General features: G+C 62.2%; 11 protein-coding genes. All 11 read right to left on the reverse strand.

The features are described from left to right. Positions 1-2: 2 nt before the first annotated feature. Complete coding sequence (locus tag AB4O36_RS25405; protein ID WP_460119191.1) at positions 3-1,451, reverse strand: efflux transporter outer membrane subunit; 1,449 nt, start codon at positions 1,449-1,451, stop codon at positions 3-5. Then, on the reverse strand, positions 1,448-2,329 hold the full coding sequence (locus AB4O36_RS25410; RefSeq protein WP_460140554.1) for an efflux RND transporter periplasmic adaptor subunit: 882 nt from the start codon (positions 2,327-2,329) through the stop codon (positions 1,448-1,450). The genes AB4O36_RS25405 and AB4O36_RS25410 overlap by 4 nt, the downstream gene beginning before the upstream one ends. Continuing rightward, positions 2,326-2,535, reverse strand: a complete 210-nt coding sequence (locus tag AB4O36_RS25415) for a DUF1656 domain-containing protein (protein ID WP_392893187.1) — start codon at positions 2,533-2,535, stop codon at positions 2,326-2,328. The genes AB4O36_RS25410 and AB4O36_RS25415 overlap by 4 nt, the downstream gene beginning before the upstream one ends. Then, positions 2,532-4,604 (reverse strand): FUSC family protein, encoded by a 2,073-nt coding sequence (locus AB4O36_RS25420; protein ID WP_460140555.1) that lies wholly within the window; start codon positions 4,602-4,604, stop codon positions 2,532-2,534. The genes AB4O36_RS25415 and AB4O36_RS25420 overlap by 4 nt, the downstream gene beginning before the upstream one ends. Further along, on the reverse strand, positions 4,601-5,029 hold the full coding sequence (locus tag AB4O36_RS25425) for a MarR family winged helix-turn-helix transcriptional regulator (RefSeq protein ID WP_460140556.1): 429 nt from the start codon (positions 5,027-5,029) through the stop codon (positions 4,601-4,603). Before AB4O36_RS25425 ends, AB4O36_RS25420 begins: the two co-directional genes overlap by 4 nt. 112 nt (positions 5,030-5,141) lie before the next feature. After that, on the reverse strand, positions 5,142-5,393 hold the full coding sequence (locus AB4O36_RS25430) for a DUF2789 domain-containing protein (protein ID WP_460119199.1): 252 nt from the start codon (positions 5,391-5,393) through the stop codon (positions 5,142-5,144). Positions 5,394-5,549: 156 nt separating this feature from the next. Then, positions 5,550-8,006 carry a TonB-dependent siderophore receptor gene (locus AB4O36_RS25435; protein WP_460140557.1) on the reverse strand — a complete coding sequence of 819 codons (2,457 nt, stop codon included), beginning with the start codon at positions 8,004-8,006 and terminating at the stop codon, positions 5,550-5,552. Between the two features lie 101 nt (positions 8,007-8,107). Further along, complete coding sequence (locus tag AB4O36_RS25440) at positions 8,108-9,064, reverse strand: FecR domain-containing protein (protein WP_460140558.1); 957 nt, start codon at positions 9,062-9,064, stop codon at positions 8,108-8,110. Beyond that, a complete protein-coding gene (locus AB4O36_RS25445) occupies positions 9,061-9,570 on the reverse strand; it encodes a sigma-70 family RNA polymerase sigma factor (RefSeq protein ID WP_460140559.1) in 510 nt (169 codons plus the stop codon). The genes AB4O36_RS25440 and AB4O36_RS25445 overlap by 4 nt, the downstream gene beginning before the upstream one ends. A 68-nt stretch (positions 9,571-9,638) precedes the next feature. Next, positions 9,639-11,195, reverse strand: coding sequence for an efflux transporter outer membrane subunit (locus tag AB4O36_RS25450; RefSeq protein WP_460140560.1), 1,557 nt, complete (start codon positions 11,193-11,195; stop codon positions 9,639-9,641). Then, the gene (locus tag AB4O36_RS25455; RefSeq protein WP_460142177.1) at positions 11,192-12,244 is read right to left on the reverse strand and encodes an HlyD family secretion protein; all 1,053 of its coding nucleotides are present in this window, start codon (positions 12,242-12,244) and stop codon (positions 11,192-11,194) included. Before AB4O36_RS25455 ends, AB4O36_RS25450 begins: the two co-directional genes overlap by 4 nt. Between the last annotated feature and the right edge of the window lies 1 nt (position 12,245).

A 12,245-nucleotide genomic window follows, 5' to 3' on the forward strand; every position in this document is an offset into this window, starting at 1 on the left:
CCTCAGGGTTTGCTGGCGTTCGAACCTTGCGTTCGTCCGCTTTCCCAGCCACCACCCAGCGCCAGGAACAAATCGATCTGGCTCAGCGCGACCTGGGTATTGGCGGCGGCCAGTTGCGCGGTGACATCGGTGTAGGTGCGGGTCGCCTGCAGGTCGGCGAGAAACGATTCGCGGCCCGCCTGGAAGAAGCGGTGCGTCTGGTCGGCGGCCAGCTTCGCCGATTGCTCGGCATCCGCCAGGGCCTCGCGGCGCTGTAACAATGCCGAGTACTGCGCCAGGCTGGTCTGGGTTTCACGGATGGCATTGAGCACCACCCCATCGAAGTGGGCCAGGGTCGCCTGGGTCACGGCTTCGGCTTCACGGATACGCGCCCTGGCGCCGTTGGTCGGCACGTTCCAGGTCAGCGAAGGTCCGAATCCCCAACGATTGGCGGAAGGCTCACCGAGGTTTTCCAGAAGACCGACAGTGCCGATCGTCGCGCCGATGCGGATGTCCGGGTACAGCTCGCCGGTGGCCACACCGATCCCGGCAGTCGCGGCGGCCAATCGGCGTTCAGCCTGGCGAATATCGGGACGACGCTTGAGCAGCGAAGCGCCATCGCCCACCGGTATCAACTGGGCGATCTTCGGCAGTTCTGCACACGTCGCGGTGCCGGCCGGCAACTGATCGACCGGCGTGGCCAGCAACATCGACAGACGGTACAGCCCTGCCTGGCGCGCCGCCTCGTAGCGCGGCATCTCGGCGCGCAGGGATTTGAATTGGGTTTGCGAACGGGTGACCTGGGTTTCGTCACCCCGACCGGCATCGCGCAGCCGCTGGATCAACGTGGTGCTTTGCGACTGCAGATCAAGGGAATGCTGGGCAATCTCATGCTCCTCGTTGGCCGCACACACCTGGGTGTAGGCCCGCACCACATCGGCCACCAGGGTGATGCGTGCGGTATCGGCGGCCGCCTGGGTTGCATCGGCATTGGCCTTGGCGGCTTCGATGCCGCGCTTGAGCGTGCCAAACAGGTCGAACTGATAGGAGGCGCTGATGCCGATATCACCGATGTTGGCCACCGGCACTTTTTCCGGCAACAGGAACGCTTCGCCCGATTCCTGCAAGCGCTGGGCACCCATTTTGATACCACCGCTCCAGCCACCGGCGGCCTCGGCCTGATCGACTTGGGCGCGTGCCCGCAGCAGGCTCGCAGCGGCCACACGTAAATCAGTGTTGGACGCCAGCGCCTGCTGGACCAATTGATTGAGTCGCGGATCCTGATACAAGCGCCACCAATCGGCCGGCACCGGGGCTGAGACCACCGGTTTACCATTGACCGCCAGTTCACCCTGCAAATCTGCACGCTGGACGGCCGCCTCCGGCGGTACGTGATAATCCGGCCCAACCGTCTGACACGCCGACAACAGCAAGCCTAATCCGGCGATCGCCAAACCCGAGGCCTTGCTCATTTTGCCGACTCCTTGTCGTCAATGATCGACACGGTGGCAGTGCGCCCGGCAATCATGCGGAAGTCCGGTGGCACATCGTCGAAGGCGATCCGCACCGGAATCCGTTGCGCCAGGCGCACCCAGCTGAATGCCGGGTTGACGTTGGGCAGCAGGTTGCTGCCGCTGGTGCGGTCACGGTCTTCGATGCCGGCGACAATGCTTTGAACATGGCCACGCAGGCGAGCGTTGTCGCCGATTACACGGATGTCGACGCTCTGGCCAACGTGAATGCCGTCCAGTTTGGTTTCTTCAAAATACCCGTCGATGTGGAATGAATTGCTGTCCACCAACGACAACACCGGACGCCCGGCGGTCACAAACTCCTGGGGACGCGGGGCCCGGTCGTTGACGTAGCCGTCCACCGGGCTGCGAATGGTCGAGCGGTCGAGGTTGAGCTGGGCGCTGTCCACCGCCACCTGCGCTTCCATCAACGCCACTTCGGCACGGGCCACCCGCGACTGGCTTTCTTCCAGTTGCTCGCCCGGCACAAGGTTGCCAAGCCCCTTGTTCCGCTTGGCTTCGCGCTGGGCCTGGGCCAGGGTTTCCTGGCGATCGGCGACCGAGGCCTTGGCTTGGCGCAAAGCCAGCTTGAAGCGGTCCTGGTCGATGCTGAACAGCACCTGGCCACGCTGGACCGGTTGGTTGTCCCGTACTTCCACTTGCTGGATCAGCCCGGACACATCCGGCGCGATCTGCACGATGTCGGCACGGATGTGCCCGTCACGGGTCCAGGGGGCGAACATGTAATACATGACCATGCGCCAGACCACGACGACCGCGAAGCTCACGATCAACAGCGTCAGGACCACACGGCCGAGGGTCAAAAAAGGTTTTTTCATGTCATCAGGTATCGGCTGAGTGAATCCACAGCGCCCAGCAGCAAGGCGTACAGAGCCACGTTGAACAATGCCCGGTGCCAGACCAGGCGGTAAAAATGCAGGCGCGTCAGCAGGCCGTGCACCAGCAGGTAAATCAGGTAGGTAATGCCCATCAGCACCAGCAGCGTGGGCAGGAACACCCCACTGATATCCAGATCACCGATCATAAAGGCGCTCCATCGATGCCATGGGGAAGCGGTTCTTCGGGTTCTGCGCTGCCGACAAATTCGACGCCGGGCAGCAAGGCCAGGCGCAGGCCACTCAAGGCGTGCAGCAGGTGCAGGCGCGCACCGTCATCACACTCGCGATCCAGGGCGCGGCGCGTACGGTCCATCAACATCAGCAACGCGCTCGGGGCAGGCAGGCGCTCATCGGCCTTGAGGCAAGCCTTGAAATACTCGCCGACCTCGTTCACCACTTGATGCAGCAGCACCTGTGGAACACCCAGCACGCGCGGGGTGTAGGCCAGCAGGTCGAGCAGGTTCAACGCAACACGCACTTCGCGCAGCGCGATGCCGGTGTCCTGGCCGGTGATGGCCAGGCGCGGCAAGTGCTGCATCATCCGATCAAGCACCTGCACCCCCAACTGCCGGTGTTCGGCCAGGGTCGCCGGCTTGGTCAGGCTGACGATGTCGCGCCAGCTGAAACGGGTCAGGCGCTTGGCCGCCAGCTCCGCACCAAAGGGCCGGGCGATCAACGTCCAGACAAAGGCGAAGAGCAAACCCACGGGACCTGCCAGGTTGGAGTTGACGAAGCTGAGGAAATCCGCGTCGTAGGCGCCCTGGATACTGATGAAGGACGAGGTGTTGACCAGCGTCAGCAGCATGCCCAGGTAGAACTGCGGCTTGACCGTCAGCGTGCCGATGCAAATGAACGGCACCGCAAACGCCAGTACCAGCATCGGGAAATCGTGCAGGTTGGGCAGTACCAGGAACAGGTAAAGGCTGGCGAATACCACTGACATCGCGGTCCAGAAAAAGAACCGGTAGATCTGCGGAGCCGGGTCATCCATCGACGCGAAGAAACTGCACGCCACCGCTGCGAGAATCACTGCAGCGCCACCGTCGGTCCAGCCGAGCAGAATCCACAGCACCGAGGCGACGATGATCGCGGTGACCGTGGACGCCGCCGAATACAGCATCAGCCCACGGTCCAGGAACGGCGACAACCGCCCCAGTCGCCAATGCCGATAGACCGCATGCCAGCTGTCCTGGCTTTCGCACTGGATGGCGTATTGCAGGCTGCGACAGTCCTGCCACAGATCGATCCACTCGCCGAGTCGATACAGGGCGTTGGAAAACAGCAGTTGCTTGCGATCATCCAGCGCCCGGGCAGACGGTTGCAGCGCTTCGAGTTGATCCTTCAATGCTTGCCAGCGCCCGATGTCCGCGTCCTTGTACTCGAGCCATTGCCGGGTGGCGGCGAGCAACGGCGCGAACCGGTCTACCAGCTCTGGCGTGCGCCGCTCAAGGGCGTAAAGCGCGTCATCCAGGTCGTCGATCAGCGGCAGCAGGTGAATCATTCGCCCGCGCAGCTCCTTGGTATTGCGCACGGTCTGAGGGCGGGCACCTTCGTGGGGCAACTGGCCGATCATCAATTCCAGGGTGTTGAATGTGGCGACCATTGATGAGCGCAACGCGCTGATTTCTTCGGGCTGCACGTTGCGACTGAGGAAGCGCAGGCTGTACGTCGAGGCATCGGCAAACCATTTGCTCACCGAGTCGCTGAACACTGGCGCCAGCCTGCGTGGCCAGAACATCGCGCCGACGACCGCCGCAACAGCGATGCCGAGAAAAATTTCTTCCGTGCGTGCCTCTGCCACGTCCCATACGGAAAGCGGGTTATCCACGACCGGCAGCGCAATCAGCGGCAGTGTGTAGCCGGCCAGCATCAGCGCATAGTTATTGGCCGTGCGCAGGTGCATGGACAGGAACAGCAGGATCCCGGTCCACAGGGCAATGACGAGTACCAGCACATAGGGACTTTGCACGAACATCGGCACGAACAGCACCGCTGCTGCCGCGCCCATGAATGTCCCGATCGCGCGGTACAGCGCCTTGGAACTGGTCGGGCCGACGAAGGGGCTGGAGACGATGTAGACGGTGGCCATCGCCCAGTACGGACGCGGCATTTGCATGAGCAGGGCGATGTACAACGCGATCATCGAGGCCGCGAAGGTTCGCACGCCGTAAAACCAGTCGCGGGCCGGGGGAACGCCGGCGAAAAATCCGCTCAAGGTGTCACCACGGCTGGGGCATTGGCCGCCTCAAAGGCTTTTAATACGCGCAATGCGGCTTCCAAATCACTGGTGGGAATACCGGCGAGCGTTTCGTGACGCAAGCGTACCAGCTCGACCTCCACCGCCTGCACCAGCTCGCGGCCGGTGTCCGTCAGGCTCAGGCATTTGGCGCGACGGTCCTGGGCATCGGCGGTGCGCCGCACATAGCCGGCGTGACACAGCTGATCGAGCAGGCGCACCAACGACGGGCTCTCCATCCCGGCAGCCTGTGCCACTGTCACCTGACGCACGCCCTCGCCCAATCGCCCGATCATCAACAAAGGGACGGCGCAGGCTTCGGAGATGCCGTAGTTGACCAGTGTGGTCTGGCAGATTTTCCGCCAATGCCGGGCGGCCACCACCATGGCACTGCTGATGTTCATCTGGAGAGCGTCGAGGTTTTTGGGCACGGGATAAAGGACACACTGTTAGTTTGCTAACTATCAATATGACATCCACCGGGAAATCCGGTCAAGTTTTGAAACAATTATCCGATCAGCAACCCTGTACCCGCCCCTTCCTCAGCAGCACGTTCAACTGGTCCACAACCTCCGCCCAATCGGCGTCATCCAGTATTTCATCGCGCAGAAACGCCGCCTGGCTCTGGCTCCAGAAAAAAGCGTCGGCCAGGTGCAGGTCGGGTTTGAGCGGGGAATGGGACGTGATGAATTGGTCAATGCTGACCGGATCATTGGGCAGGCCCAATTGCTTGAAGAGCGAGGGCAGGCTGTGGGTTGGGGATTGCATAGTGGGCTCCTGGGGAAAAGTTGAGCGACCGCTTTGCGATCAATCGCGAGCATGCTCGCGATAGCGGTGTGTGCGGCGACGACCACTTCGCTCATGACCCAAAAGTCTAGGCCGGATGCCGGCATCGCGCCTGGATGCCGGCTAGCACAGCCCGGGTTACCAATCGTAAGACACGCTCGACACCACCGTCCGACCCTCTCCGTAGTAGCAATCCCACTCACTTCTGCAACTGGCGACGTATTCCTTGTCCGTAAGGTTTTTCACGTTTAACGCCAGTTTCACCCCCTTGAGACGAAAGGCAGACATGCCCAGGTCGTACGTCAGGCTCGCGTCGTACACGGTGTAGGAAGGAATCTGAAAGGAACCCTCGTAATCATCGCCATAGTTGCTGCGGGCATACCGCGCGCCGACCCCGGCGCCGACTCCGGCCAACGGTGTGTCGCCCAGCACCGTGTAGTTGATCCACATTGCCGCCGTCAGCGGCGGACTGCTCGCCGGGTGGCGACCCTCTCGACCGTCGTTGTCCTTGGTGTACTTGATATCGTTACGCGATGCCGAGGCGATCACACGCAGGGATTCGGTGACCTCGGCCTTGGCTTCGAACTCGATCCCCTTGGAGCGAATGGCGCCGGTCTGGCCACTGAAGCCGGGATTGGCGAGGTCCGTGGTCAGGATGTTTTCCTGTTCCAACTCGTAGGCGGATATCTGCACAAAGCTGTTCTGGCCCGGCGGCTGGTACTTCACACCCGCCTCGTACTGCTTGCCAGTGGACGGGTCGAAGGCGCTGCCCCGTACATCGGTGCCCGTCATTGGCAGGAACGACTCCGAATAGCTGACAAAAGGTGCAATGCCGTTATCGAACAGGTAGACGATGCCACCACGCCCGGTGAACTTCTCGTCCTTGTTGTTGCTGTGCACACCTGTCAGCGGCTGTTTGTTATCGGTTTCGGCCCAATCGTAGCGACCACCGAGCACGAAGACCCACTGGTCGAGTTTGATTTGGTCCTGCGCGTACAAACCGGTCTGGGTGATGGTGTTGTCCCAGCGATTGTTGTTGCTGAAATTCAGCGACTGACCATAGACCGGCGTGAACAGGTCAATGATCGGCGGGTTGTAGTCATACAGACCGTCGAACTTCGAGTTGAAGTGGTAGTAGTCGACACCGACGATTGCCGTATGGCTGAGAGGCCCAGTGTCGAACTCGGCCTGAGCGATGTTATCCACACCGAACACCTTGTTGTCCTGTTGCCAGTTCACGCCGTAACGGGTCTGGTAGCGCTGATCGTTCTGCCCTGTGATCGGGTTGGCGACGAAGCGGTAACCATGCAGGGGCGCTGTGTAGTGGTCGTTGACCCGCGCATATCGTGCGTTTTGCTTGAGGGTCCAGACGTCGTTCAGGCGATGGGAAAACTCGTAGCCGAAGGCGTACTGCTCGCGGTGATAGTCATTGACGCCAGGCTCGCCGAGGAACAGGTCGCGGTCGATCTTGCCATTGGGGTTATCGAACAACGTACCCACGGCCGGAAGTCCCTGCGCCTCAGGAACACCTTCGTCTTTCTGGTACTGGGCGAACAGGGTCAGGCTGGTGTCGTCAGTGGGGCGCCAGGTGAAGCTCGGGGCGATGAACTGACGCTTGTCTTTGACGTAATCGATTTCATCCTGGCTGTCGTTGGCCAGGGCCGTCAGGCGATAAAGATACTTGCCTTCGTCGTCCAGCGGCCCACCGAGGTCGATGGCGGCGCTCTTGTGATCGTAACTGCCAGCTTCGAACTTGATCTGGTGCAGGGCCTCTGCGGTCGGGCGCTTGCTGACCAGATTGACGATGCCGCCCGGCTGATTCTGTCCGTACAACACTGACGCCGGGCCTTTGAGCACTTCAATGCGTTCCAGCGAGTAGGGCTCGATCTGCAATGCACCACCGGTACTGCCACCGCCATACGGCAGGTGCAGGCCATCGAGGTACAGCGGCGTCGGCGAGAAGCCGCGCGAGGTTGGCTCATCGAAAATCTTTACCCGGTCGGAGAAGCCACCGCCGGTAATCCCCGGCGTGTAGCGCAGGGCTTCGGTCACGCTTTGCGCGTTGCGCGAGCTGATTTCGGCGGCGGTGACGACGTTGATCGTCTGCGGGATTTCCACCAGCGCGGCATCGGTCTTGGTGCCGGTGGCGCTACGCTTGGCGACGATGCCCGCGACCGGGCCCCAGGCATTTTCCCGCGCCTCGGGCGCGCTGACACGGGTAGCGCCCAACTGCAGAGGGCCATCTTGCGAGATCGGCTGCAAGGACCAGCCACCCTGGGCAAAAACGGCCTGCAAGCCACTGCCCGCCAGCAACCGTTCAAGACCCTGGCTCACATCGAAACGCCCCTGAAGACCGGCACTGCGCTTGCCCTCGGTGAGCTGCGCATCCACCGACAGCAGAATGCCCGCCTCACTGGCAAAACGATTCAGAACCTGATCGAGGTTGCCGGCGGCAATGGTGTACTGGCGTGCCTGACTGACGGCGGCGTCTTCGGCCCAGGCCAGGTTTGGCACCAGTGGCGTGGTGGCCAGCAAGGTAGCGAATACGCTGCGACGCAAGACGCCATCAAGCGCAAAAGTCTTCTGTGTTGGCATTCTGGAACTCCGTATGAGAATGCTTCTTGATTTGCTTTCAAGAGGTATCCCGAACGGGGCAAGAAAACCGACAAGCGCTTGTGAGAAATTTTTTTGCGACTTCAGGTGCGGCGTTTCACCGTCACCCAGTAACGGGTCACGGACCGCACTTGCACCGGCAAGGTACGTTCGAGCGCGGCGAGGACCGCGTCGGTGTTATCGAGTGGAAATACGCCGGTCAGCAGCAACGGCGAGACCGACTCATCGCAGCGAATCCAACCCGGCCGATAACGCGCCAGCTCCGCCAGGAACAGCCCGAGCGGCTGCCGTTCGGCCACCAGGCGGCCCTGGCTCCAACTGCTGGCAGTGACGCTTGCCGGATGCATCGAACCGGTTCCGCCAGCGTTGAACCACAGCCTATGGCCGGCATCCATGAGCACTGGCGTGCCTCGTCTGGGGCTGATGCGCAACTGCCCTTCGTACAGTTCAACGAGCGCGCCGTCATCCATTTCACGTACGGAAAACCGCGTGCCCAACGCCTGGACATCGCCGCCGGCGGTTTCCACGATCAGCGGCCGGATCGGGTCGTGTCCACTGGTGAGCAGCACTTCGCCCTTGATCAATTTGATCCGACGCTCCTGCGCGGTAAAACGCAGATCAACTGCACTGTCGCTGTTGAGGTCCAGCCGGGTGCCATCGCCCAGGGTCATGTGGCGAATCTCGCCTGTGGCGGTGCGGTGCTCGGCGAAGGTAGCGCGCCAGGCCACCTGATTTTGCAGCAGGTATCCGCTCCCACCCGCGACCAGCAGCACACCGAGCATCTTCAGCGCAGCGCGGCGCTGCGGGTCAGGGCTGTCGCGCAAGACCGCCCGTGCACATTGCGCCGGCACCGAGCCGAAGGTTTGTTGGAGTTGCTGCAAGCGCTGCCAGGCACGCTGGTGCTCTGGATGAGCCTGTTGCCACAGCACGAAGGCCTGGCGCTTCTCGGCATTCAGATCATCGCCCCAATGCAGCATGAGCCATTCACTCGCCTGCTCGACAATGACCGGATCAATGGGCGCGTCGTGGGCGCGACTCATGACTCGTAGACCAACTGATAACAGGCGAGAATCGCCCGGGTCATGTACTTCTGCACCGAACTGACCGTGACCCCGAGCCGCTCGCCGATTTGCGCGTAGCTCATCCCTTCGAATTGCGAGAGCAGGAAAGCCTGGCGCACGTTATCCGGCATGCGATCGAGCATCGCGTCGATCTGCATCAGGGTTTCAAGGATCAGGGCTCGGGTTTCCAGCGAAGGCGATTCCGGCTCCGGCAGATGCGCGATGCTTTCCAGATAGGCGCGCTCGATCCGCAGGCGGCGCCACTGATCGATCACTAGATTGCGGGCAATTTGCGTCAGGTAACTGCGGCTTTCCTGCGGGCCGGGCATGCGACCCGACACCAGCAGGCGCAGGAAGGTATCCTGCGCCACGTCCGCCGCGTGCTCCCGGTCGCCCAGGCGTTTGCGCAACCAGCCTTGCAGCCAGCCATGGTTCTCGCGGTAAAGACGATGAAGGGAATCGTTGCCGCCAGTGGCTGCGTCCATGGTGTGATTCTATGCGCGTGATTGATAGCAATTATCATTACACTTAACGCAGCCACTTGGCAAAACGATTAGCGTTGCGCCGCCAATGGATACACGGACTCCCACCCGCCACCCAACGCCTTGTACAACCCGACCATCGCCAGCGACACGCCGGTCGAACTCTCGACCCATTGCTGCTGCGTCGCCAGCAACTCGGCTTGCACGGTGAGGACGTTGACGAAATCCACCACGCCTTCCACGTACTGCTGCTTGGCAGTGCTCAGGGCGATCTGGTTCTGCCGCACCGCTTCGGCGAGGCTGTCGCGGCGCAGTTGAGTGGCGTTGTAGGCCGTCAGTTGATCGTCGATTTCATGCCAGGCGCGCAGTACGGTTTGCTGATAGGCAATCGCGGCCTCCTGTTGTTGGGCTTCACGCAGTTCCAGCACGCCGCGAAGGCGACCACCGTCAAACAGCGGGAGGCTAATCTGCGGGCCGATGCCGAACGAGCGCGAGCTCCAGGAGCCAAAATCGCTCAATTGCATTGCCTGGGAACCGAAGTTGCCGGACAACGTAATACGCGGATAGAAGTCACCCTTGGCCACGCCAATGTTCGCTGTGGCGGCATGCAGGCGCGCTTCGGCCTGGCGAATGTCCGGCCGGCGCTCGGCCAATTGCGAGGGCAGGCCGATCGCTACCTGGCGCGGGGTCTGTGGAACGGGGCCGTCAGCGGACAATTCGGCTTGCAGCGCTTGCGGCGGTTCGCCCATCAACAAGCTCAGCGCGTTGATCAATTGCGACTGGCGTTGCTCCAATGCCGGCAGGCGCGATTCGATGGCAGCCACCTGCGCGGCAGCCTCTGCAACGTCCAGGTCCGTGGCCACACCGTCAGCCAAACGCAGCCGCGACAGCTTCAGGCTGTGCCTTGCGACCTCCAGGTTCTGTTCGGTGACCGCCCGGGTGTTTTGCACGCCGCGCAGTTGAATGTAATCCTGAGCGGTTTCGGCTTGCACCGACAACAGCACACCGCGCTGGTCATTTTCGGCGACTTCGAGGGTCGCATCCGCCGCTTCGGTTTCACGGCGCACCCGACCCCAGAAATCCAGCTCCCAGGAGGCGGAAAAGCCCGCGTCCCACAAGTTGAAAGCCGATTTCCCCTGGTGCCCCGATGGGTCGCTCAAGCCTTCGCTGCTGTTGCGCTTGCGTCCGTAGCTGGCCGTGGCCGCCGTGTTCGGGTAACGCTCGGCGGTGATCACCTGGCGCACGGCACGGATCTGCTGCAAGCGGCTGCTGGCAAGCTTGAGGTCCAGGTTGCGGGTGAGTGCACGCTGGGTCAGGGCCGACAGTTTGGCGTCCTGGAATACCTCCCACCAGCGCTCGTTCATGGTCTCGGCAACGGCTTGGCTGGGGGCCGGCTGCTCAGGTTTTGACCATTGGCTGATGGGCTGGGATTCGGGTTTGTGAAAGTCAGGCCCAAGGGTACAGGCTGACAAGCTGATGGCCAGCAAGGCGCCGACGATGAGTGGGGGCTGATGGCGCCATCGCGACGGTGCGACGATTGGACAAGCCTGCTTCAACAGGTACAGCGGTGCTCGTGTGGGAGCGGGCTTGCCCGCGATGAAGCCAGAGCGGCCAGCAATAATCTTCATCGCTGCACAACCTCACGCTTGCCGCCTCCAGCGGTATCAATAATCGCCTCCACCGACATCCCCACCCGCAACCGATCGGCCAACGGCTGCCCCGGCTCCAGCACTATTTTCACCGGAATGCGCTGTACCACCTTGGTGAAGTTCCCGGTGGCGTTGTCCGGTTTGATCGAGGCAAAGGTCACCCCGGTGGCCGGTGCGATGCTCTCGACGCGACCGGACAGCGCCGCACCGCCCAGGCTGTCGACGCGCACCTGCACGTCCTGCCCTGGTTGCACGTCGGTCAGTTGGGTTTCCTGAAAGTTGGCGACCACATAGGCCTGGGTCAGCGGCACCACCGCGAGCAGCTTGCTCCCGGGCGTGACATACGCACCAACGCGCACTGCGCGCTCGCCGACCATGCCGTCCTGCGGGGCGACGATGCGAGTGTAGGACAGCTCGAAGCTGGCGATTTCCAGCGCCGCCTGTGCGCGTTTCAAGCCCCCGTCGGCCGCATCACGCTGCGCCGTGAGGATCTCGACTTGTTTACGTTCGGCTGCCAGCACCGCCGTGGCATTCGCCAGCCTGGCCGTGGCCTGTTCGATCCGCGAGCTGGCTTGCTGGGCATTCTGCACCGTGCCCGCGCCAACGCCGGCCAGGTGGTTGTAGCGTTTCAATTCATGTTCGGCAAAAGCCAGTTCCGCCTTGGCCGACACGACCGAAGCTTGCGCCTGGGCAATCACCGACACCTGGCGCTCCAGCGTCGCCCTCGCGTTTTGCAGTTGCGCCCGCGCGACCAGTGTTTCGGCGTCGGCCGCCTGGGCGGCGGCGCGCAGGTCCCGATCATCGATCAACGCCAACAATTGCCCGGCCTTGACCTGCTGGTTGTCCTCCACGTACACCTCTTTGATGAACCCGGCGACACGCGGCACCACCAGGGTGAAGTCAGCGGAAACAAAGGCATCATTGGTGTTCTGTTGGGTGCGTTTGCCGAACAGTCCCGGCGCCAGGACATAGACCAGCACGCCCACCGCCACCACGGCGGCGATGGCTACAGCCACTTTTTCTTTGATT

The organism is Pseudomonas sp. S2_E01 (assembly GCF_054668365.1).

What these genes read in the sequence shown, in the direction of transcription:
- AB4O36_RS25405 (WP_460119191.1), bottom strand. Translation starts at nt 1,451, where the DNA reads ATGAGCAAGGCCTCGGGTTTGGCGATCGCCGGATTAGGCTTGCTGTTG.
- AB4O36_RS25410 (WP_460140554.1), bottom strand. Translation starts at nt 2,329, where the DNA reads ATGAAAAAACCTTTTTTGACCCTCGGCCGTGTGGTCCTGACGCTGTTG.
- AB4O36_RS25415 (WP_392893187.1), bottom strand. Translation starts at nt 2,535, where the DNA reads ATGATCGGTGATCTGGATATCAGTGGGGTGTTCCTGCCCACGCTGCTG.
- AB4O36_RS25425 (WP_460140556.1), bottom strand. Translation starts at nt 5,029, where the DNA reads ATGAACATCAGCAGTGCCATGGTGGTGGCCGCCCGGCATTGGCGGAAA.
- AB4O36_RS25430 (WP_460119199.1), bottom strand. Translation starts at nt 5,393, where the DNA reads ATGCAATCCCCAACCCACAGCCTGCCCTCGCTCTTCAAGCAATTGGGC.
- AB4O36_RS25435 (WP_460140557.1), bottom strand. Translation starts at nt 8,006, where the DNA reads ATGCCAACACAGAAGACTTTTGCGCTTGATGGCGTCTTGCGTCGCAGC.
- AB4O36_RS25440 (WP_460140558.1), bottom strand. Translation starts at nt 9,064, where the DNA reads ATGAGTCGCGCCCACGACGCGCCCATTGATCCGGTCATTGTCGAGCAG.
- AB4O36_RS25445 (WP_460140559.1), bottom strand. Translation starts at nt 9,570, where the DNA reads ATGGACGCAGCCACTGGCGGCAACGATTCCCTTCATCGTCTTTACCGC.
- AB4O36_RS25450 (WP_460140560.1), bottom strand. Translation starts at nt 11,195, where the DNA reads ATGAAGATTATTGCTGGCCGCTCTGGCTTCATCGCGGGCAAGCCCGCT.